The organism is Streptomyces sp. ISL-66 (genome assembly GCF_018614135.1).
In the GTDB taxonomy this organism is placed as follows: domain Bacteria; phylum Actinomycetota; class Actinomycetes; order Streptomycetales; family Streptomycetaceae; genus Streptomyces.
On the sequence record NZ_JAGGOW010000079.1, the window covers coordinates 1 to 21,551 of the forward strand.

The 21,551-nt window shown below is 71.6% G+C and carries 18 protein-coding genes and 2 pseudogenes; 6 read left to right on the forward strand and 14 right to left on the reverse strand.

Going from position 1 to position 21,551, the window contains the following annotated elements:
• A partial coding sequence (locus tag J7E97_RS16420) for a DNA repair exonuclease (protein WP_215027737.1) occupies positions 1 to 1,019 on the reverse strand: 1,019 nt, incomplete at its 3' end.
• Positions 1,016 to 1,798, reverse strand: coding sequence for a hypothetical protein (locus tag J7E97_RS16425; protein ID WP_215027739.1), 783 nt, complete (start codon positions 1,796 to 1,798; stop codon positions 1,016 to 1,018). The genes J7E97_RS16420 and J7E97_RS16425, both read right to left, overlap by 4 nt.
• Before the next feature lie 355 nt (positions 1,799 to 2,153).
• Between J7E97_RS16425 and J7E97_RS16430 the strand changes: the two genes are divergently transcribed.
• Positions 2,154 to 3,224 (forward strand): esterase family protein, encoded by a 1,071-nt coding sequence (locus J7E97_RS16430; protein ID WP_215027741.1) that lies wholly within the window; start codon positions 2,154 to 2,156, stop codon positions 3,222 to 3,224.
• 68 nt (positions 3,225 to 3,292) lie between these two features.
• On the opposite strand, the gene J7E97_RS16435 is transcribed toward J7E97_RS16430, so the two are convergent.
• Complete coding sequence (locus J7E97_RS16435; protein WP_215027743.1) at positions 3,293 to 4,537, reverse strand: cytochrome P450; 1,245 nt, start codon at positions 4,535 to 4,537, stop codon at positions 3,293 to 3,295.
• Positions 4,538 to 4,690: 153 nt separating this feature from the next.
• Here J7E97_RS16435 and J7E97_RS16440 point away from each other — a divergent pair, with 153 nt between their 5' ends.
• Positions 4,691 to 5,620, forward strand: a complete 930-nt coding sequence (locus tag J7E97_RS16440; protein WP_215027745.1) for an SDR family oxidoreductase — start codon at positions 4,691 to 4,693, stop codon at positions 5,618 to 5,620.
• A 98-nt stretch (positions 5,621 to 5,718) separates the two neighbouring features.
• On the opposite strand, the pseudogene J7E97_RS16445 reads toward J7E97_RS16440, so the two are convergent.
• The 3 genes and pseudogenes from J7E97_RS16445 to J7E97_RS16455 form a co-directional block, all read right to left on the reverse strand.
• A pseudogene (locus J7E97_RS16445) lies at positions 5,719 to 6,736 on the reverse strand (enoyl-CoA hydratase/isomerase family protein).
• A gap of 227 nt (positions 6,737 to 6,963) precedes the next feature.
• Positions 6,964 to 8,719: pseudogene (locus J7E97_RS16450) on the reverse strand (FAD-dependent monooxygenase).
• A gap of 234 nt (positions 8,720 to 8,953) precedes the next feature.
• Positions 8,954 to 9,736 carry a helix-turn-helix transcriptional regulator gene (locus tag J7E97_RS16455; RefSeq protein ID WP_215027747.1) on the reverse strand — a complete coding sequence of 261 codons (783 nt, stop codon included), beginning with the start codon at positions 9,734 to 9,736 and terminating at the stop codon, positions 8,954 to 8,956.
• A 279-nt stretch (positions 9,737 to 10,015) separates the two neighbouring features.
• Between J7E97_RS16455 and J7E97_RS16460 the strand changes: the two genes are divergently transcribed.
• Positions 10,016 to 11,098 (forward strand): MFS transporter, encoded by a 1,083-nt coding sequence (locus J7E97_RS16460; protein WP_215027749.1) that lies wholly within the window; start codon positions 10,016 to 10,018, stop codon positions 11,096 to 11,098.
• A gap of 341 nt (positions 11,099 to 11,439) precedes the next feature.
• Here the strand turns inward: J7E97_RS16460 and J7E97_RS16465 are convergent, their stop codons facing one another.
• Positions 11,440 to 11,847: a J domain-containing protein gene (locus J7E97_RS16465; protein ID WP_308346539.1), complete on the reverse strand. Its 408-nt coding sequence runs from the start codon at positions 11,845 to 11,847 to the stop codon at positions 11,440 to 11,442.
• Between the two features lie 121 nt (positions 11,848 to 11,968).
• Here J7E97_RS16465 and J7E97_RS16470 point away from each other — a divergent pair, with 121 nt between their 5' ends.
• Together J7E97_RS16470 and J7E97_RS16475 are read left to right on the forward strand one after the other, a co-directional pair.
• Positions 11,969 to 12,355 (forward strand): hypothetical protein, encoded by a 387-nt coding sequence (locus J7E97_RS16470; RefSeq protein WP_251054664.1) that lies wholly within the window; start codon positions 11,969 to 11,971, stop codon positions 12,353 to 12,355.
• A gap of 1,092 nt (positions 12,356 to 13,447) precedes the next feature.
• Positions 13,448 to 14,542: a hypothetical protein gene (locus tag J7E97_RS16475; RefSeq protein WP_215027753.1), complete on the forward strand. Its 1,095-nt coding sequence runs from the start codon at positions 13,448 to 13,450 to the stop codon at positions 14,540 to 14,542.
• Positions 14,543 to 15,049: 507 nt separating this feature from the next.
• Here the strand turns inward: J7E97_RS16475 and J7E97_RS16480 are convergent.
• The gene (locus J7E97_RS16480; protein WP_215027755.1) at positions 15,050 to 15,340 is read right to left on the reverse strand and encodes a hypothetical protein; all 291 of its coding nucleotides are present in this window, start codon (positions 15,338 to 15,340) and stop codon (positions 15,050 to 15,052) included.
• A 289-nt stretch (positions 15,341 to 15,629) separates the two neighbouring features.
• On the opposite strand from J7E97_RS16480, the gene J7E97_RS37020 reads away from it, so the two are divergent.
• Positions 15,630 to 16,211: a hypothetical protein gene (locus tag J7E97_RS37020; protein ID WP_374224164.1), complete on the forward strand. Its 582-nt coding sequence runs from the start codon at positions 15,630 to 15,632 to the stop codon at positions 16,209 to 16,211.
• On the opposite strand, the gene menC is transcribed toward J7E97_RS37020, so the two are convergent.
• From menC to J7E97_RS16510, 6 genes are all read right to left on the reverse strand, one after another.
• Entirely contained in the window at positions 16,208 to 17,320 is a 1,113-nt protein-coding gene (menC, locus tag J7E97_RS16485) for an o-succinylbenzoate synthase (protein WP_215027757.1), read from the reverse strand. The genes J7E97_RS37020 and menC overlap by 4 nt on opposite strands.
• 26 nt (positions 17,321 to 17,346) lie before the next feature.
• On the reverse strand, positions 17,347 to 18,108 hold the full coding sequence (locus J7E97_RS16490; RefSeq protein ID WP_215027759.1) for a GNAT family N-acetyltransferase: 762 nt from the start codon (positions 18,106 to 18,108) through the stop codon (positions 17,347 to 17,349).
• Positions 18,105 to 19,187: a M20/M25/M40 family metallo-hydrolase gene (locus J7E97_RS16495; protein WP_215027768.1), complete on the reverse strand. Its 1,083-nt coding sequence runs from the start codon at positions 19,185 to 19,187 to the stop codon at positions 18,105 to 18,107. The genes J7E97_RS16490 and J7E97_RS16495 overlap by 4 nt, the downstream gene beginning before the upstream one ends.
• Positions 19,188 to 19,429: 242 nt before the next feature.
• Positions 19,430 to 20,452: a dipeptidase gene (locus tag J7E97_RS16500; RefSeq protein WP_215027761.1), complete on the reverse strand. Its 1,023-nt coding sequence runs from the start codon at positions 20,450 to 20,452 to the stop codon at positions 19,430 to 19,432.
• A 52-nt stretch (positions 20,453 to 20,504) separates the two neighbouring features.
• Positions 20,505 to 21,197, reverse strand: coding sequence for an ABC transporter ATP-binding protein (locus tag J7E97_RS16505; RefSeq protein ID WP_215027764.1), 693 nt, complete (start codon positions 21,195 to 21,197; stop codon positions 20,505 to 20,507).
• Positions 21,194 to 21,551 (reverse strand): oligopeptide/dipeptide ABC transporter ATP-binding protein (locus tag J7E97_RS16510; RefSeq protein WP_374224163.1); only part of this gene is annotated, 358 nt, incomplete at its 5' end. The genes J7E97_RS16505 and J7E97_RS16510, both read right to left, overlap by 4 nt.

Genomic DNA, 21,551 nt, shown 5'->3' on the forward strand with positions numbered 1-21,551 from the left:
CAGGCGGCCGGGACCTCGGCGGGGCAGACCATGGCGGCCGGGCCGGCCAGGGCGCGGGCCGCGTGCAGGAGCTCGGGCGGGGTGGCGGCGCTGAGGGTCCAGACGACGGCGCCGCCGGCGGGCGGCTGCGGGACCCGGGCGAACCGGTCCGGCAGTTCGGCCTCGGCGCTCGCCCCGTACGGAAGGTGCAGGGTCTCGTAGCGCACCGGGGCGGTGTCCACCTGCCGGATCGCGATCGCGGCGCGTGCGCCGTCGGCGTCTTCGGGATCCGTGCCGAGGGCGGCGTCCACATCGACGAGGAGCTCGGTGAAGCCGCGGCCGCCCGGCTCCCCGGGGCCGCGCGCGTGCGGGTTGCCCGGGTACACGGCGAAGGCGCCCGTGCCCGGGATCAGCCGGTGGTGGACGTGGCCGAGCGCCCAGTAGTCGTACCCGGCGCGCTCCAGCGTCCCGGGTGCGGTCGGCGCGCAGATCCGGCGGCTCCAGGCCCCGTGCAGGCTGGTGTGCAGGAGCCCCATGTTGACGGTGCCGGGGACCCGGCCCGGGTATCCGGCGGCGAGGTCGCGCCGCTCGTCGGGGTCCCCGACCGACTGGCCGTGGACGGTGATGCCGAGGGCGGGCCAGGACACCGACTCGGGGGCGTCGGCGCCGAACCAGCGCACGGACGGCGGGAGGTGCAGTTTGTGCGGGAGCGGGGTCTGCGCGTCGTGGTTGCCCGAGACCACCGCCGTGTACAGCCCGGCTTCGTGGAAGGCGTCGAGCGCGTCCTGGCAGGCGGCCAGTGCCCGGCCGTCGGCGTGGCGGCGGTCGAAGACGTCCCCGGCGATGAGCACCGCGTCGTAGCCGCCTTCGACTATGTGGAGCACGGCCGCGCGCAGGGCCTCGTACGGGGCCTCGCGCGGGTCTATCGCGGGCGCCCCGGGGTAGTCGGCCAGTCCGCGCAGCACGGAACCGATGTGCAGGTCGGCCAGGTGGGCCACGCGGACCGGGCCGGGTATCGGCCCCGTCTCGGACGCCTTCACCGGCCGAGGACGAGGTCGGTCTTGAAGGCGTCGCGCTCCAGCAGCCAGCCCTCGGCCCGGAGCTTGCCCATCAGGCCGGAGCGAAGTTCGACGGCTTCCCGCAGGGTGTGCGCCTTGGCGGTGATCTCGGTGAACCAGGTCAGCTCGCCGGTCGCGGTGCGCAGCCGGCTGACTTGTGTCTCCAACGCGTGGTCGAACATGCGGCCAGGATAGTTGGCCTGCCGCACGGGACCGTGGAGACGGGACGAAGCGGTGACGGACTGCGCCCAACCGACCGGTTTCGCACCCCACTTGGCCAGCTTCCCCGGGAGCCGGTCCAGGACGAGGGCGCGCGAGAGGTCGAGTCCGGGGAGCTCGCCGGGGGCCAGACCCGGCACCGGGCGGCACTTCTTGTTGGTGAAGTCGAGGGTGGCGCGGGTGTGGCTGAGATTCACCTGAACGGTGTAGTTCCCGTCGCCGGCTCCGAAGTTGTGCAGGCGCGCCCGGTCCATGACCCGCCGCACGGCCGCCGGCTCCGACCCGTCGCCCTCGATCTCGAACCGGGCCTTGTAGGCGAGGCGGATCCGGTTCTCGTCGTCGTGGCGGCGGATGCGGACGATCCAGCCCTGCCCGTTCAGGCTCTGCCCGGCGTCGTCCACGTACTGGGCGACCTCGACGCGTCCGGGTGCGCCGAGCGACAGGGCGGCGGCCGCCGCGTCCGTGGGCAGGCCCTCGGCGTCCAGCACGTGGTCCGGATCGACCAGCAGCTTGACCTGGTACGCCGCGCGCGCCGGAGCCATCGGGGCCGCCACCCGCGGCCGTACTCCGGAGTGAATCCGGCGATTCGTCTTTTTCGGCGTATTCCGCATATCCCCGTCGATCATGCCGCATACGACATCGGCGCCACGAAAGCCCCGGTGTCGTGCCGGTGAACAGGCGGTGAATCTACCCCAGGCCCGAGGCCCGGACCTGCGGGACCGCTGGACCGGGGCGGCCGGGGCGGCCGGGCGGGCACCTTGCCGCGCGCTCCCGACACGGGGCCCGCTGCCGTCCGCTGCCCCTCCCCGGGGCGGCGTTGCGCCGTAAATTTCAGGGATTATCCGTCATTATTCGCCCTTAACCGTCAGATGGTCCCGCACGTCAGGAGCCGGCGCAGTGGAGCTGACCAGTACGTCGTTCCTCGTCACGCTGATCGCCGTCACCGCGCTGGCCATGCTCGCCGCGCTGCTCCTGTGGAACCGGGTCCCGCGGCCGGGCTGGGTGCGCTGGCCGGCCCGGCTGGTGATGATCGCCCTGTGCCAGCTCACCGCGATCTGCGTGGTGGCCACCTGGATCAACGGGAGCTACGGCCTCTACTCCTCCTGGGACGACCTGCTGGGGACCGGCACCGGGCAGAACCCGTCCACCATGACCGGCCCGCCACCCGGCCGCGCCAGGTTCACCCCGGGCAGTGACGGCACGCGCAGCACGTACTTCCGCGGCTCCCACTCGAAGCTCGCCGGTCAGGTGATCGTCCGGACTCCCCCGGAGTACGACGCCCCGGGCGCGGACAAGACCCGGTTCCCCGTACTGATGCTCCTGCACGGCTACCCCGGCTCGCCGCGCAGCTGGATCGACGTCGGCAACATGCCGGGCGCACTGGAGCAGCTCGTCCAGCTGGGCGGGACGCACCCGTTCATCGTGGTGATGCCCGATCTGTACCCGGGCGGGGTGAACACGGACTGCACCAACACCCCGCGGCGCAAGCTGGCGGACTGGCTCGCGCAGGACGTGCCGGATCTGATCGCCAAGAACTTCCGCACCCTGCCGAAGCCCAAGGGGTGGGGCCTGATGGGCGTCTCGACCGGGGCGTTCTGCGCGGCCAAGCTGCCGCTCCAGTACCCGGGGGTGTTCCGGGCGGGCGCCGCCCTGGACCCGGACCCCCTGACCGGGGACCCGGGCGTGCTCACCGATCCGGTGCTGCGGGAGCGCAACAGCCCGATGTGGCTGGTCGGACACACGAAGAAGGCGGACGTCGGGCTGTTCCTGGCCACGTCCGCGCAGGACAAGGACAGCCCGCCGAAGCAGCTGGCCGCCTTCACCGAGGCGGCCGAGGGCTCCGGCGTCCGGGTCAAGACCCTGGTCCGGCCGGAGGGCGGCCACAACTTCCAGACCTGGACCGCCATGTACCCGGACGCCTTGGGGTGGCTGAGCACGGAGATCTCACCGCCGAGCGGGGGCCCGTAGGGGAGGACCCGTAGGCGAAGGTCCGTAAGCGGAGGACCGTACGCGAAGGACCGTAGGGCGGGCCCCGCCTACCCCCGCGCCAACCGGACCGGCAGCGACTCCACGCTGTTGCCGATGAAGCTGCGCTGGTGCGGGAGTTCGGGTTCGGGGACGGCCAGGTCGAGATCCGGGAAGCGCGTGAAGAGCGCTTCCAGGGCGGTCGTGGCCTCCAGCCGGGCGAGCGGGGCGCCGACGCAGTAGTGGGCTCCGTGGCCGAAGGAGAGGTTGCGGGCCGCGGTGGCGCGGGTGATGTCGAAGCGTCCGGCGTCGGGTCCGTGGAAGGCCTCGTCGCGGCCGGCGGCCGTGTACCCGGCGAGGACCGGCGTGCCCCGCGGGATCAGCGTCCCGTCGACGGTGAGGTCGCGGGTCGGGTAGCGGAACGGGAACCAGCTGACCGGTCCGTCGAAGCGCAGTGTCTCGTCCACCACGTCCGACCAGGTGGCCTTTCCTTCCAGGACCAGCGCGAGCTGATCGCGGTGGGTGCACAGGGCCCGCACCGCGTTGGTGATCAGGTTGAGGGTCGTTTCGTGGCCGGCGACCAGCATCAGCCGCATGGTGCCGATGAGTTCGGCCTCCTCCAGCCGGTCACCGTCGTCCTCGCGGGCGGCTATCAGCGCGCTCGTCAGGTCGTCGCCCGGGGCGGCCCGGCGGGCGGCGGCGATGGTGCCGATCAGCTCGACGAGCTCCCGTACGGCCGCCATCACCTGGGCCGGCGTGGTGTCGGTCGCGATGATGACGGTGTTGGACAGCTCGTGCAGGCGGCCGCGGTGCTCGGGGTCGACGCCGAGCAGCTCGCAGATCACGCTCATCGGGAGCGGCAACGCGAAGTGCGTGCGCAAGTCCGCGACTCCGTCCGGGGATTCGGCGGCCGCCCGGTCCAGGTCGTCCAGCAGCGCGGCCGTCAGCTCCTCGATCCGGGGACGCAGCCGCTCCACCTGGCGGACGGTGAAGGCGTTGGCCACCAGCGAGCGCAGCCGGCGGTGGTCGGCGCCGTCGGCGGTGTGCATGCCCTGGGCGTTGGCGAAGACGCGCAGCGGCCAGTCCGGGGCGATGGTGCCGTCGTGCAGGGCCGGGAAGTGCCGGGCGTCCTTGGCCACGTCGGGGTGGGCGAGGAACTCCTTCAGCGCCTCGTGCCCGAGGACGACCGCGCCGGGCACGCCTCCGGGCAGGACCACCTCGGCTACGGGGCCCCGGGCACGCAGCCGGGCGTTGAGGGCGTGCGGACAGCCGCCCGCGGGGTCGATGACGTGCGCGCTCGCGCGATCGGAGGACAAGCCGGATCTCCTGACGATATGGACGGAAAAAATCTCGGCCAACAGTGCGGCCTGGAGGGCCGGTTATTCAACCCCGGCCCGGAGGGCGGGTTCTTCAACCCTGGCCCGTGCCGTACCGCCTCCGCCGCGCCCGAGCGTCGTAGGGTCTCGGTCATGACGGACGCGCAGCGAGAGCGGACACTCGAAGGCAAGGTCGCGTTGGTGGCCGGGGCGACCCGGGGCGCGGGGCGGGGCATCGCGGTCGAGCTGGGTGCACGGGGCGCGACCGTGTACGTGAGCGGGCGCAGCACGCGCGGCCGGCGCTCCGAGTACGACCGCCCGGAGACGATCGAGGAGACCGCCGAGCTGGTCACCGCGGCGGGCGGGCGGGGCATCCCGGTGGTCGCGGACCATCTGGTGCCCGCCCAGGTCGAGGCGCTGGTCGGCCGGATCGACGCCGAGCAGGGCCGGCTCGACGTGCTGGTGAACGACATCTGGGGTGGCGAGCGGCTCTTCGAGTGGGAGAGCACGGTCTGGGAGCACGACCTGGACAACGGGCTGCGCCTGCTGCGGCTGGCGGTGGAGACCCACGCCGTCACCAGCCATTACGCGCTCCCGCTGCTGCTGCGCGAGCCGGGCGGTCTGGTCGTGGAGATGACGGACGGCACGGCGGAGTACAACGCGAGCCGCTACCGCGTCTCGTTCTTCTACGACCTCGCCAAGTCGGCGGTGCTGCGGATGGCGTTCGCGCTCGGGCACGAGGTGGGACCGCGCGGCGCGACGGCGGTGGCGCTGACCCCGGGCTGGCTGCGCTCGGAGATGATGCTGGACAACTTCGGTGTCACCGAGGCGACTTGGCGCGACGCCCTGGAGAAGGTTCCGCACTTCGGCATCTCGGAGACCCCGTTCTACGTCGGCCGCGCCGTGGCGGCGCTCGCCTCCGACCCGCAAGTGTCCCGCTGGAACGGGCAGTCGCTCTCCAGCGGGCAGCTCGCGCGGGCCTACGGTTTCACCGACGTCGACGGCAGCCGCCCGGACGCCTGGCGGTACATGGTCGAGGTGCAGGACCCGGACCGCCCGGCGGACACCACCGGCTACCGCTGATCGGCGCCGGGAGGCTCCTTACCCCCGTCCACGAGGAGGGCGGTCCCGTCGAGGTGCCGCGCCGGGCCCGGGCCCGGCCGGCTCGGCCCGGGCCCCGCTCAGGCGAGCGGGGCGAAGTAGCGGGCCACTTCCTCGCCGGTGACCTCGCCGAGGGTGGCCGGGGACCAGCGCGGGCTGCGGTCCTTGTCGATGACCTGGGCCCGGATGCCCTCCACCAGGTCGGGCGAGGCCAGTGCGTGGCAGGAGACCCGGAACTCCTGGTCGAGCACCGCCTCCAGATCACCGAGGGCGCCGGCCCTGCGCACCGCCTCCAGGGTCACCTTGAGGGCTGTCGGCGACTTCGCGAGGATCGTCTCGGCGGCATCCTTGGCCGCCGGGTCGCCCTGCGCGAGCAGCCGTTCGACGATCTCCTCGACGGTCCCGGCCGCGTAGCAGTGGTCGATCCAGTCCCGCCACTCGGCGAGCCGGCCCGGCTCGGGGGTGGCGGCGTGGCGCTCCAGCACTTCGTGAGCGGGGGCCAGGGCCAGCTCGGCGGTCAGCGCGGCCAGCCGGTCGGCGGGTACGAAGTTGGTCGGCGAGCCCGCACAGCAGCGCGTCGGCGGCTCCCACGGCGGAGCCGGTGAGGGCGAGGTGCGTGCCGAGCAGGCCCGGGGCGCGGGCGAGCAGGTGGGTGCCGCCCACGTCCGGGACGAAGCCGATGCCGGTTTCGGGCATCGCGACCCGGGAGCGTTCGGTGACGACGCGGACGCTGCCGTGGGCGGAGACGCCGACCCCGCCGCCCATCACGATGCCGTCCATGAGGGCGACGTAGGGCTTGGGGTAGCGGGCGATGTACGCGTTGAGGCGGTACTCGTCGCGCCAGAAACCCGCCGATGCCCCGGTCCCGGCCTTGGCATCGTCGTGGATCGCCCGGATGTCCCCGCCGGCGCACAGCCCGCGCTCGCCCGCACCGCGGATGAGCACCTGGCCGACGCCCGGATCCCGCTCCCAGCCGGTCAGGGCCTCGGCGACGCGCAACACCATGGGGTGGGTGAGGGCGTTGAGTGCCTTGGGGCGGTTGAGGGTGATCGTCCCGGTCCGGCCCTCGACGGAGCACAGCACGGCCTCGCCGGGGATGTCGGCGCGGGCGGGATCGCGCGGGGCGTCTTCGCTTTTCACACCGGCCAGTATGAAGGCGCACGAGTGGCTGACACGCCCCGCCCCGGCGTGCGCACCTGGAGGGGGCGGTCTGGTGGCCGGCTCCGTCGTGGCCGGCTCCGTCGTGGCCGTCTCGACCGTTCCGACCCGCCACCGGGGCGGCGGGCTCGCCCCGTCGCGACCCGGTGAACCTTCCGGCCAGAGCACTAGCCGGACAAGGCCGCCAGGTATCCGGACAGGGCCGCCTCCGTGTCGGCGAGCGGGAAGCGCTCGGCGAGGTACCCGTCGGGACGTACGACGAAGCCCGTCGGGCCGTCGGGGCGGTAGAGGCGTGCGAACTCCCCTGCCGCGTCCCGGTATCCGGGGACGGCCAGGTCCTCGGACGCCGTCGGCGCGGCCTCGCGGGCGAGGACGGCGACGGCCTGCGGTCCGGCCGCGCCACCCTCGGCCGGCGGCGCCGTAGCCGCCGTACGGATCCGCTCGACGGCGTCGGCGGCCTCGGCCAGGGCCTCGCTGTCGCCGTCCCCGTCCGCCGCGTACAGGAGCACCACGTGCCCCGTGCGGCCGCGCAGGACGTCGAACAGGCGCAAGGGGTACGCGGCGATGGGCCGGGTCATCCCCGCGCAGTCCGGGGCCCGGTCACCGGGCTGGGGCGCGCCGACCGGCGCGGACGGACCGGATGGATCGGACGGATCGGACGGATCGGCAGGACGGGACGAGCCGGAGGGACCGAAGGGGCCCGCGAAGCCGGCGGCGAGCGGTCCGCCCCGGTAGCCGACGAGCAGCTGCGCCTCGCGGAGCATGAGGGTCCGCGGATCGTCCGGGTCGGTCTCCATGCCCTGCGTGGCGTGCCGGACGGTCCGGCTGACGACCTCCTCACCGACGGGGCGGCGCTCGGCGTCGTAAGTTGCGACCAGGGCGGGGCCCCGCCTCCCCGCGCAGGACGAAGGCGAGCTTCCACGCCAGGTTGCAGGCGTCCTGGATACCGGTGTTCATGCCTTGGGCGCCGGTGGGCGGGTGGATGTGGGCGGCGTCGCCCGCGACGAAGACGCGTCCTTCGCCGTAGCGGTCGACGATGCGGTGGCTGATGCGGAAGACGGACGTCCAGCGCAGCCCGGAGAGGGTGGCCGGCCCCGGGCCGAGGCGGTCGACGACGGCTTGGATGTGGGCCAGCTCGGGCACGCGGGCTCCCTCCGCCCCGCCGTACAAGCCGTGCACCACGCCGTCGTCCGGCGTGCCGGGCGCGGGGCTCACCGCCCGCTTCGGGGCGGAGAGTTCGGGCGGGACCAGCATGGACATGCGGTAGCGGCCCTTGCCCGGGAGCGGGATGCAGACCAGGAGGTCATCGGTGGAACCGTCGTCGGCACGGTGCACGGACCGCAGGCCGTACCCGTACGGCAGCTCCCAGTCGGCGACCACGTCGGCCAGCATGTACTCCTCGGCGAACGCCGCGCCCGCGAACCCGAGGCCCAGCCCCTTGCGCACGGTGCTGTGCGCCCCGTCGCAGCCGATCAGATAGCGGGCGCGCAGCTCCTCGTCGGCGCCGGAGGCGGTGCGCAGCCGGGCGGTGACCCCGTCCTCGTCCTGGGTGAAGGACAGCAGTTCGGTGCCGCGTTCGATGACCGTGCCGAGACCGGCGACGTACTCCTCGATGAGGCGTTCCGTCTCGTACTGCGGCAGCGCGGCGAACCCGTACGGCACCTCCGGAGGCAGTACGAGGTCTGTCCGCCCCTGCTGCCGGCCGTTGACGTAGAGCAGCTGGCCACGCATCGGAATCGCGGCCTCCAACACGGTGCGGGCCAGGCCCATCCGGTCCCAGATCTCCAGGGTGCGCGGCTGGATCCCGACCGCCTTCGCGTACGGCAGGCGGGCCGCCAGCCGGTCGACGAGGCGGCAGCTCACGCCGTGCCGGCGCAGCTCGGCGGCCGCGCTCAGCCCGACCGGCCCGGCACCGGCGATCAGGACCTCGGTGGTGCGTGTGGTGGCGGAGGTGCCGGTCGTGCCCGTGGTGGCGGACGTGCTGGTGGTGGCGGACGTGCCTGTGGTGCTGGTGGTGGCGGACGTGCCTGTGGTGCCGGTCGTGCCGGTCGTGCGCGTGTGCACCACGGAGACCTCCCAGCGCCCGGCCCCGGACGGAGCCCCTCACTCCATGGTCGTCCCGGGCTGCGCGGGAAGCGAGCCGGGCCGGGTCGTCCCTTACCGGTCTCCTCGCCCGGCGAGATCCGACGGGGACGGCCTGGCGTGCGTCCCCGGAGTGTGCCCGAAGGCCCGGCGGAAGACGTCGATGAACGCGCTCGCCGAGGACCATCCGCAGCGGTGCGCGACCGCCGTCACGGGGGTGTCGACGGCCAGCAGCCGCAGCGCGTGGTGCAGGCGCAGCTGCGTCCGCCACTGGGGGAACGTCATGCCGAGCTCGGCGCGGAACAGCCGGCTCAGCGTCCGTTCCCCGGCCCCCGCTCCCGCCGCGGCGGCGAGCGCCGCGAGCCCGCGCGGATCGGCCGGATCGGCGTGGAGCAGCGCGCACACGGCGGCCAGCCGGGGATCGGAGGGGGCGGGCAGGTGCAGCGGCTGGAGCGGCGAGGCCCGCAGCTGGTCGAGCAACACCCCGAGCATCCGCCGCCGTTCCTCGCTGCCGTCCTCGGGGCCACGGGTGTAGGCGAGGATCAGCTCGCGCAGCAGCGGGCCGACGGCGAGCACGGCGGGCACGGAGAGGGACAGCGGGTTGAGGCGGGTCGGCAGGCCGACGCAGTACAGGTCTACGCGGCCGAACGCGCGGTGCTCGTGCACCGTCCCGGCCGGGATCCACAGGGCGCGGGTGCTCGGGGCGACCCACGTACCGGCGTCGGTCGTCACGGACAGCACCCCGGAACCGGCGTAGCAGATCTGGTGGTCGTCGTGGCGGTGCGGATCGATGCCGTGGTGGGTGTCGAGCTCGCGGACGCTCGTCGCGGCGCGGGGGGTGTGGCGGATCTTCTGCATCACCCGGCAATTTATCGGAAGCGGGCCGCACCGGGCGAGGGCGATTCTCGTTCAGTGACCTCGACGAAACCTGCTGCGGCAACTGCTGCGACATCTGCGACCTCTGGTGCAACACCTGCTGCGGTACCTGCTGCGACACCTGCCACGACGCCCGCCACGCCACCGCACGCCAAGCCTTCCACCCCCGATCCGCCACCCGCCTTCCCGGCCTCCCCGGACCCCGCGCCCCGCGCCCCCACCCGGCTCCGCACGGCCGCCTTCTCGGCCGGCCACTCGTGCGTGGACGTCTACCAGGGCGCGGTCGCCGCGCTCGTTCCCTTCCTCGTCTCCGAGCGGGCGTACGGATACGCGGCCGCGTCCGGCATCGTGCTGGCCGCCTCGCTGCTCTCCTCGGTGGTCCAGCCGCTGTTCGGCGCACTGACCGACCGCCGCCCGATGCCCTGGCTGATCCCGTTGGCCACGGGCGCGGCCGGGCTGGGCGTGGCCCTGGTCGGGCTCGACGCCGGGTACGCGGCCACGCTGGCCGCCGTCGCCCTGTCCGGGATGGGCGTCGCCGCCTACCATCCGGCGGCCGCCCGGCTGGTCCGCGTGGTGGGCGGCCCCGGGCACGGAGCGATGAGCTGGTTCGCCCTCGGCGGCAACATCGGCTTCGCGTGCGCACCCTTGCTGGTCGTCGGCGCGATGTCGCTGCCGGGGTCCGCGGGGTGGTGGCTGCTGGCTCTCCCGGCGACTCTGGGCATCTTCCTCAACTGGCGCCCCTCCTCGGTGCGTTCCGAGACCCCGGCGAAGCCGGGGCCGGCCCCGGCCGACGGCCCGTCGGACAACTGGCCCGCGTTCCTGCGGCTTTCACTGGTGGTGGTCGTCCGCTCGGTGGTCTTCATGGGGCTGAGCACCTTCATCGCCCTGTACGTCCACGAGCGCGGCGGCAGCGAAACGGCCGGAGCGGTGGCCCTGTTCGCCCTCTTCGCGGGCAGCGCCGGCGGCACCCTCCTCGGAGGCCGACTGGCCACCCGCTGGGGCCGGGTCACCACCGTCCACCGTGCGTACGCGGCGGCGGTACCCGCCATCGCGGGCATCCTCTTCCTCCCGCTGCCGCTCGTGTACGTGTGCGCGGCACTGGCCGCCGCCGCGCTGTACGTGCCGTTCTCCCTCCAGGTCACCCTGGGCCAGGACTACCTCCCGACGCGCATGGGCACGGCGAGCGGAGTCACCCTGGGTCTGACCGTCAGCATCGGCGGCCTCGCGAGCCCCGCCATCGGCGTCGCGGCCGACGCCACGTCCGTGGGCACGGCCCTGCTCCCCCTTGCCGCCCTCCCCCTACTGGCCTGGACCCTGGCCCGCCGCCTTCCGGAACCGGTCTAGTGCCGCGTCAGGCAACGTTTGCCCGTCAAGGAGCGGCGTCCGGTGCGTGCTCTCGGCGTGCCGGCCGGAAGCCCTCGTACTGGACGTACTTGGGCTTTCGGCCGGTGCGGCGAGAGTGCGTGCCGGACGCTGCGACGGGGCGAACGTTGCCTGACGCGGCACTAGCCAGGCTGTCGCATCCAGAGCGTCGGCCCGTCGTTCACGATCGGCGGCGGGGTGCGGTACTCGTCCCCGAAAACGTAGACCTCCGGACCGGCGTCATTTCTCCGCGTCTTCGGGCCGGCGAAAGGAACGGCGTGAATTCCGACGCGTACTCCACGAAGCCAGTAGCCATACGGGGGCTATACACCGTAAAGCAGCCAGGCCACGAGCCGGCCGAATGGATCTTCGTACGGCTGCGGGGCGGCCGAGTACCCCATCACTTCCGAGGACCTGACGCGTACGGGTATCCGTACCGGACGGCTGGCGGTCAGCTGCTTTTGATGGCGTTCGGCGTCGTAGGCGGACCGTCGCCGTGGATCGTGCAGGGTTTCGTAGGCGGCGATGACTTCGGCGAGTTCCGCATCGGCCGGCGGCCCGCCTGGGCGGGCGTCAGGGTGGAGGGTGCGGATCAGCGTGCGGTAGGCGCTGGTGATCTGCGTCGGCGACGCCTCCGCCGACAGACCGAGGACGGCGTAATGGTCACGCGACGGCCCCGAGCCGCCGAAAGTCGCAGCCATCTCGCTCACCTCCGGAATGACCAGCGTCACCCCTCTCTTCCACCCGTATTAAAGCCTGCGGACGATGTTGTCAAGGCAGCCGGATGCGGGTATATCGATAACGTAGGACGAGGCAGCCGTCGAAGGGAGGCGGCGGGATATGATCACCGAGATGGCATTGGAACGGGCGGAATTCACGTGCGGCCGGTGCTGGTTCGACTGGAGCATCGACTACGACGTCCAGCAGTACAGCGATGAGGGCGGCACCGGCACCTGGGAGTACTTCTCCCGCGACGGCATTCCCGTGCCCTCCCCCTACACTCCTGCCGGCGCCTCACCGTGCCCGGCGTGCGGTCGGCACTGGGTGGGCCGCCTCCTGGCTCGCAGACTGATTCCCGCAGCACCGGGTGCGGCCGACACGCCGCGCGAGAAGGTCACCGACGCCGCTCGGCACCGGCCCGAACGGCGGGGCGCGCCCCTGCTGGGTTCCACGGCGCACACCCAACCGGAGCAGCCCGCGCGGCTCCCCGAGGGAACCTCTACGGCCGGGGTCGGCTGAACAGTGGTGTCTGCTTTGGGATCCGCGGGAAGGCACGGCCGGGCGCTGTGCCAACTCCCGCCCGTACCACCGGAGCACGCACGAAGAGTGCCGGGCCCCCACGCTGCGACGCCAGCACGGGAGGAGTGTCGGCGGTCCAGGAAACCTAGTGTTCCGCGACCGTGACTGCCCAGTCCAGGGCCTTTACCCGGCTTGCGGAACACGCCCCGACCACGCCCCCGAGCGGTCCGGAAAACGATCTAGGGGCCGTTTCAGATTGCTCTGAAACGGCCCCTAGATCTACGACTCTCACGAGTCGGGACGACAGGATTTGAACCTGCGACCCCTTGACCCCCAGATAGCTGCCCCGGGGTAAGAATCAGGATATACGGCGCTATTTGAGGGCGAGAAACGTGTGTGAACGCGCGTGTCGTGCACCTGCGGGCAGTGGCGCTGGTCCCCAACCGGTCCCCAAGCAGCCGTCACCCCGGGGCGTCGCCGGGGCGCACACTCGGGTTCCGCCACGGATTGAGCGATGACCTGCCGGAACGCACCGACATTCACCACGATCGAGTCGTCCGTCATCTCCTCGACACTCAACGAGGGCGGCAGACTGGAGAACATGGTGGCCACCGCCACCCGGCTCGCGATGCCGTACATCGCGGCCAGCGCATCGATGACCAGCGCGGCCGCACGCTGGTGCACGGCACCTGCGTTCAGGCACGTTACTCGCCCTCAGCTCTCTTGGGTGAGCTGAAGCCGTGTGCTGCGGCGGGACGCGCAGGCCAGGCCAGCCGTCGAAACGAGGGACCCTCCCGTCACTCGATCGGCGAAAGCCACACCGCGGCCCTCGGCCGTACGACAGGCTGATGCGGCACACATTCGACATCCCGAGGGCAGGAGCGCACGAGCGTGTCCGCGAGCGTTGCAGCACAGAACGAAGTACCCCTTCCGACGGCCTGCGACGTTCCGCTCGGCCCCCTGGCCGGGATGGACGTACCGCTGTGGAAGGCAGCTTCCGGTGCGGTGCTGCACCTGTCAGCAGAGTGCAGGGCGTTCCGAGTGCCTCCGCAGCGTGCCGGCGTCAGTCTGCGCGTACCGGACCGCGGCAGCATGGCCGACGTTCCCGACCCCGGGGGATGCCGGAGCTGCCCCAACCCGTTCCCCGATTACTACACCGAGGCACGCCATCTGGTCTCACGCATGGAGGAGCTCGGCAAACTGGCCGCTCGCCTCGACGCCGGACACGACCTGAAGGCGTACTGCGAGGTGCTCACGTTCAGAATGCACGGGCCGGGAGGGCGTGACCCGAAAGACGCCCACCGCCTCCTGCGCAAACCCCTCGCGGCGCTGGCAGCAGCCCGGGGCCGGGTGGCGGAGCGCCACGCCGGTACCTACCGCGGCGGGAAGGCCACGGAAGAGCTCCTGCTGATCGGTACGGCCGCACTGCTCCACTCCGACTTCCACCGCCGCCGGCCGGGGAAGTTCCGACAGCCTTGGCAGGAGACCTGGGAAGAAATCTGCGAGGAAGCCCTCGAGGCACGGGAGCTGGAGAACCCTTCGTCGGGCCAGGCCCGCTACGACTACCAGTACGGGTTCGACCGGTGGTGCGAGAAGTGGCTTACCGCCCTCATGGACCTCTCCCCCGCCGAACAGCACGACCGGCTCTCACCTGTCGCGGCCCGATGGGCCCGCGCCCACGACGTACTGGGGCAGGCGATCAAGCGTGATCTTCAGGATGAGCCGTGGATGGTCAGGCTGGCCGATCGACTGCACGACACCGGTCGAGGATTGGTCAGCGGCATCGCAGCTTCGATGACCGATCCAGTGGTCGTAGCCTACGACGGGCGCGAGGTGATCGATCTGCCCTGGCCGGCTCAGGACCTCCTCTGGGTCCAATATCCCGGCGGCGTCCGCGAAACCGGTCACAGCCGGCACCGCCTGACCGCCCTCCCCCGGCTCTTCACCCTCCTCGACAGTCTCGCGCGCCGCTCGCTGCGCGTGGTCGCCGACACCGAATGGAACGACTCGCCGACCGTCTACCAAGAAGCCATCGACAACGTCCCCAAGGCCGCGTTCTCACCCGAAGCCCACTGCTGGTGGAGTACCAACTCAGCCGGGCGGCTTCCCCACCTCCTGGCCATGGCCCGCGCAGACGCTGCTTCCGCCCAACGAGAGGCTCAGCGCGCCGTGGCACCATGGCGGTAGGCCCGCGCACTGACACGAACCCTTTGGCGCCGCCACTCGCCGCCAGCACAGCTGCAATTAGCTCTCGGACACCGCGCAGACAGTAGGCCGACGGTTTCACCAACATCTGATCATCCGACGCACGCGGTCATGCCCCCCCTCAGATTTGCGAGGCGGTGAAACGCCAGGGGGCGGCACCGCAGTGGCGGCGCCTTGAAGGCCCACCCCCGCGAGCAGCTGTCTGACGATCCCCATCAGCGATCCATCGCGGCAGGTCATAATCATGGTGAGGCAGGGGGGCACATGAGTCCGTCGTTTTCTAACCAGTTCAACGTCCAAGCGATGCTGGACGGAACCCGTCCCGTCCAGTTCGGAACGAACTTACTGGCGGGTCTCGTTGAAGGGATCGACAGCTTTCGGAAGGATCTCGAGCAGCAGCCGCGGTCTCGCAGCTTGGGGCCGGCCATGCTCGGAGCCTTCATGTGGGTAGACGACGCCGAGCTGCTGCGGTGTATCGCCGAATTTCCCTCAGCGTGTGTGGTCGTGAGCAAACAGCAGCGCGGCAAGCACCAGCAGGAGCGGCTGCACAAGGTGGCAGAGGCCGTGCGTGACGCGGCCGGCTTTCCTACTCGTGCCCTGCCGGACCTGGAGGAACTGCGCCACCGGCAGGACGGCGCAGCGCCAGTGGTCGGACCCTGGTCGTTGCCGGAGCAGATCCGGCTCTCCGCTGTGCGCACACTGGGCTACCGCAAGGCCGGAAAGCAGCTGGTCCCGATCCTCCACACCAAAATGCTTCTGCTGGGTGAGCTGTGGTGGCACGACGAGGATCCTCTGGGAGGTGTGGCCGACGCCATCGGCTTCACACCTCACCGGCTCTGGCTGAGAAGCGCGAACGGGACGGAAAGTTCTCGCCGCAGCCTGGAGTTCGGAAATTCGCCGACGACTGCGCGCCTCCGGGGTGGCACATCCACTGGTCCTCGATGGACAGTGGCTCAGCGACATGATCGCCTCGCACCGCGGTCTGCGGATGTTCGTCCCCCGCGTCTACGGACTCGGCGATCTTTCACAGATCCTCGACGAGCGTGCCTACGCCCAAGCCACCCTCCTCATGGCATCCGCGCCCGAGCAGGTGGCCACGTTCGTCGTCACCAACGCCTACCGGAAGGCCGCCCGCGCCCTGCGCGACCACGGCTTCGTGCTACTCCTCGGTGACCCCGCCGTCGGCAAATCCGTCATCGCGCTGATGCTGGCCATCAGCGCCGCCGACAACTGGGGCTGCCCAGCCATCAAGGCCCGGACATCGGAGGACCTCGTCCAAAGGTGGAACCCGCATGAGAGGGAGCAGTTCTTCTGGCTCGACGACGCGTTCGGTGCGGTCCGCAGCTGGCGGCGAGGTACCTGCGCTGTTCGTCTGGTCGAGAGGCCCGCCCGCCGTCGCGCCGGGGAGGGGTGGTCCAGGCGTCGACGGACGGGCGGCTTGCGTGACGTGGTGGAAGCTCGGCGGGTGGGAGCGTTCCGGCGGTCACACGGTTTGGTAATGCCACTGTGCCGGAGTGGCTGTCTTCTTCGCTCGTGTCCAGGGCTGAATCCGGCGAAGTCGTTCCGTCGCGGAGGACGAAGTCAGCGGCGGCCCCGTGCACGGTCTCGCCCAGGACGTCCAGGGTTGCGGGCTGTCCGGTGGGAGGACTAGAGCGCGATCCACTCGGTGGACGTGGTGACCTCCTTCAGGACGTCCGGAAGCGGCTCGATGCCGAGTCCCGGTCCTGTCGGGACATCGAGGTGGCCGTCGGTGAGGACGAACGGGGCCGTGATGTCGGTGGCGAAGTAGCGGTGGGAGCCTGAGGTGTCGCCGGGGAGAGTGAAGCCGGGGAGGGCGGCGAGGGCGACGTTGGCTGCGCGGCCGATGCCGGTTTCGAGCATGCCGCCGCACCATACGGGGATGCCGTGGGCGCGGGCGATGTCGTGGATGCGGCGGGCTTCGAGGTAGCCGCCGACGCGGGCCGGCTTGATGTTGATGATCGAGCAGGCACCGAGGGAGATGGCCGCTGCGGCGTCGGCGGCGGACTCGATGGACTCGTCCAGGCAGATCGGGGTGCGCAGCTGCTTGGCGAGCTGGGCGTGCTGGGTCATGTCGTCGTTGGCGAGCGGTTGTTCGATGAGGAGAAGATCGAAGTCGTCCAGTTTTGCGAGTTGCTGGGCGTCTACCAGGGTGTAGGCGGCGTTGGCGTCGACCTGGAGCAGGAGGTCGTCGCCGAAGCGTTCACGGACGGCGCGGAGAGGGGCGACGTCCCAGCCGGGTTCGATCTTCAGTTTGATCCGGACGTAGCCCTCGGCCACGTAGCCGTCCACCGCGTCCAGGAGCTCGGGTATCGAGTCCATGATGCCGACGGAGACGCCGCAGGGCACGCGGTCGCGGGACGCGCCCAGGTACGAGCCGAAGGACTCACCGGAGCTTCGGAGCTGGGCGTCGAGTACCGCCGTCTCCAGGACCGACTTCGCCATGTGGTGGCCGGTAAACGGTTCCAAGGCGCGGCCGACCGCGGCCGCGTCCACGCCGTCCTTCGGCAGGGCCGGTATGAGGAAGCGGCGCAGGACGTCTTGGGCGCCGTCGACGTACTCGGAGCAGTAGCGGGGCTCGGACATCGCCGCGCACTCGGCCCAGCCTTCGGTCCCGTCGGAGGTGACGACGCGGACGAGGAGGACGTCGCGGCTGGTCTCGACGCCGAAGGAGGTGCGGAAGGGGGCGACGAGCGGCATCGCGATGCGGCGCAGTTCGATGCCGGAGATCTTGGTCTTCATGTGCGGTGTGGCTCCTGGTGTGTTGTTCAGGCGGCGGTGCGGCGGACGATGTAGCTGCGGCGGTTGTGGAAGCCGGTGACGCGGGCTCCCTCGGCGAGCAGGCCGCCGAGGGTGTGCCGTACGCCCAGCCGCCATGCGCGGGCGGCGCCCGGGTCGGTGCGGCGCAGGGATTCAATGTCGTCGGGAAGGTCGATGAGGACGGTGCCGGCGTCGGTCGGGCCGATGACGGGGTGGCCGTCGTGGTTGCGGACGCCGTGCACGGCGTCGGTGGGCAGCTCGGAGGCGTACGCGCCTGCGGGTGCGGTCAGGTCCCAGGCGGTCAGGACGCGGTCGGACTCGTCGCCGCCGTTGATGGCGTCATCCATGGCGCCGTAGAACGACCGGAGGTACTCCTCGGGGCGGGCGCCGAGCTTGACGAGGTTGAAGTGGGCGTTGCGGCGGATCAGCGGATCGTAGGTCCACGTGATGCGCTGGATCCCGCGGTCGAGGGCCCACTGGCCCTGGTGCAGTTTGAGGGCGAGCCCGATGCCGCGTCCTATGACGGGGCCGGTGATGTGGGAGTGCAGGGTGGTGCCGATGGGGTCGCCGTAGAAGGCGACGGACGCGCCGACCAGTCGGCCGTTCTCGTACGCGCCGGCCACGTAGTTGCCCGCGTGGGACAGGGCGCGCATGACTTCGGCGGAGACGGGCGGGCTGTCGGCGTCCGTGCCCCATATGCCGGCGTAGAGCCGGCTGACGGCGTCGAGGTCCTCCATGGTGTGGAGTTCCCTGAGGTCGAGTGCGTTCACTGGAGTGCTCCGACGAGGTGGGCCAAGAGCCGGGCTCGGTCCGGCATGGTGGCGGTGACGACGTGTTCGTGGTCGGCGTGGGCGCCGTCGCCGACGGCCCCGAGGCCGTCGAGGGTGGGACAGCCGACTCCGGCGGTGTAGTTGCCGTCGGAGGCGCCGCCGACGGCGGCCCGGCGCAGGGGGGCGAGGCCGAGTCGCGGGGCGATGCCGTCGGCCAGGGCGAACAGCTTGTGGGAGGCGTCCGCGTCCAGGGGTGGGCGGTTGGGGCCGCCGTCGATCCGCAGGCGGGCAGCCGGATCGTGCGGGCGCAGGTCCCTGATCAGCCGGTCGACGGCTTCCTGGGCCGCTGCGCCGGGGACGCGTACGTCGACGCTGAGGTCGGCGCGGGCGGGCACGGTGTTGTTCGCGGTGCCAGCCGACATGAGCGTGGGGGTGAGCGTCGTGCCGGGTCCGGTGCGGTCGGTCACCGTGTCGGCGATCCGGCCGAGCGCGAGGAGCTGGTGGGCGAGTTCGGTCGCCGCGTTGACGCCCTTCTCGGGTTCGAGTCCGGAGTGGGCGGCGCGGCCGTGAACGGTGATGTCGTAGAGGGAGACGCCCTTGCGGCTGGTCTTGAGGGCGCCTCCGGGGGCGGAGGGCTCCAGGACGAGGGTGGCCGTGAACTGGCGTGCCAGGTCCTCGATGAGGTGGCGGGAGGTGGCGGAGCCGACTTCCTCGTCGCCCGTGACCAGGACGCACACGCCGTCGAGGGAAGGGAGGCAGGACAGTGCGTGGAACATCTGCACCAGGCCGGCCTTCATGTCGAAGACTCCGGGGCCGCGGGCGATGCCCTGCTCCACCTGCCAGGGGTGGGTCGTGAGGGATCCGATCGGCCAGACGGTGTCGTGGTGACCCAGGAGCAGGACGCGTGGGGCGCCGAAGGTCCACTGGATGTGGGTGACGCCGTCGATGACCAGTGTCTGGGGGCGGGCGCCGAGCAGTCGGCTGCCTTGGTCGGCGACCACGCGGGCGCTGCGGGCGACGGCTGCGTGGTCGGCGGAGTACGACTCGCAGGTGACGAGTTCTTCGAGGTCGGCGAGCATCGCGTCGAGGTCGGGCGCGGGGGCGGACATGGCGTCCGGCTGCGGTGGGCGGGGTTCTTGGTCAACCGGCACGGTGTTTCCTCCAGGGGGCGATGACCGCCACGCTAGGGAGCTCGGTCGCGGGCCGGTTGGTGCCGTGGTGACAACGTGGGCGTCCGGTTCGTGCCGGGGTCCCAAGGCCGCCAGGACGGCAGGTGCCCGCCTGGTCGTCCGACCGGGCGGGCACCGTTCCCTGGGTCAGGTCAGCCCATGTGCTTGGTCATGAGCTGCCGCATGTTCCCGCCGAGGATCTTCAGGATGTCTGCCTCGGGCAGACCTCGGCGGACGAGCGCCTCGGTCACCAGGTGCATCCCGGCGGGGCCTTCGAGGCCGGGGAAGTCGAACATCGGGTCCTCGTCGTCGGGGTTCTCGCAGCATGGCGGCGTCACGTCCGCCATGACCTCGCGTACGAAGTCCGAGCCGAGGCCGACGTGGTCGATCCCGGTGACGGAGACGATGTGCTCGATGTGGTCGACGATCCGGTCGGTGCTCACCTTCGCCTGGTCGTCGGTGAGGAAGTCCGGGACGAAGTTCACGCACACCACGCCGCCGGTGGCGGCCACGCCTTGTATCTGGTCGTCGGTGAGGTTGCGGTGGTGGTCGCGCAGGGCCCGGGCGCAGGAGTGGGTGGCGATGAGCGGTCGGGTGGCCAGCTCCAGGACGTGTGCGACGCCACTCGCTCCCAAGTGGGAGATGTCGAAGAGCATGCCCAGACGCTCCATCTCCCGCAGCGCCTCGACGCCGGGGGCGGTGAGCCGGCTGCCGGTGGCGTCCTCGCGGCTGCCGTCCGCGAGCGGGGTACGGCCCCAGTGAGCGATCGAGGCCATGCGTACGCCAAGCCGGAAGAGGGTGGGGAAGAGCTCGACGGAGGCGTCGATGCCGGGGGCGCTCTCCAGGGCGAGGACAAGGGCGATCCTGCCCTCGGCCAGGGCCGCGTCGATGTCGTCGCCGTTGCGGCAGACCGCGACCTGGTCGGCATTGGCCTCGGCGAGGACGTGGGCGCATTCGATCATGCGGAGGGTCTGCCGCAGCGCGCCCTCGGGGCGGTACTGGTCGTCGATGAACACCGGCAGCACCTGGATGTCGATGCCGCCTTCCCGCAGTTGGGGCAGCCAGCGTTCGCGAAAGAAGGACCCCCATCGCTTGGGCGGGCGGGCGGCGACGGCCATGAGGAGGTCGTTGTGCGCGTCGGCGACGACGGCACGGTGGTGGAGGTCGTGGGACACGACGTTCCTTTCGGAGGGTCGGGAAGGCTGCCGGACGGCGGGGCCGGGTGGTTCAGGCCCGGGCGAGGCGTGGGACCGCGTCGAGCAGGGTGCGGGTGTAGGCATGCCGCGGGGAACCGATCACGTCCTCGACGGGGCCGGACTCGACGAACCGGCCGTGGTGCATGACGGCGACGGCGTCGCAGACGTACCGCACGACGGCCAGGTTGTGCGAGATGAACAGCATCGTCAGGCCGAGTTCACCGCGCAGTTCGCGCAGGAGGTTGAGCACGGCGCCCTGGACGGAGACGTCGAGGGCGGAGGTGATCTCGTCGGCGATGAGCAGCTCCGGTCCAGCTGCGAGCGCGCGAGCGATGGCGACGCGCTGGCGTTGCCCGCCGGAGAGTTCGCGCGGGTACTTGCCCGCGTAGGTGGCCGGCAGGGAGACGAGTTCGAGGAGCCGCCCGACTTCGGCCGCCCGCCGGGGGCGCGGGACCCGGGTGCCCTCGGCGATGGCGTCGCCGATGCTCATGCGCGGGTTGAGCGAGGAGTACGGGTCCTGGAAGACCATCTGCACGCGGCCGGGCGCGACTCCGGTGACCGTGCCCCGGTAGGGGGTCAGGCTGGCCACGGCGCGGGCGAGGGTCGACTTTCCGGAGCCGGATTCGCCCACGAGCCCGGTGACGGAGCCGGCGGGAACGTCCAGGCTGACTCCGTCGACGGCGGTGAAGGAGCCGAAGCGGACGCTCAGGTTGTCGATGTTCACTGGACCTCCCAGCAGGCCACGGAGTGGTCTTCCGTACGGGCGAGCAGCTTCGGGCGGATCGCGCAGCGGCCGGTGGCGAAGGCGCACCGCTCGGCGAACGCGCAGCCGTCACCGACGTCGGCGGGCGCCGGCTGGCGGCCGGGGATGGTGGTGAGGGGGCCCGACCGGTCGGTGTCCATGTCGGGGAGCGATCCCACCAGCGCGCGGGTGTAGGGGTGGCGTGCGTAGTGCAGGCCGCCGGCGGGGAGTTCCTCGACGATGCGGCCCGCGTATATCACGGCGATCCGGTCGCACACTTCGCTGACGACGGCGATGTCGTGGGAGATGAACAAGGCGCCCGCGTGCGTCTCGTCG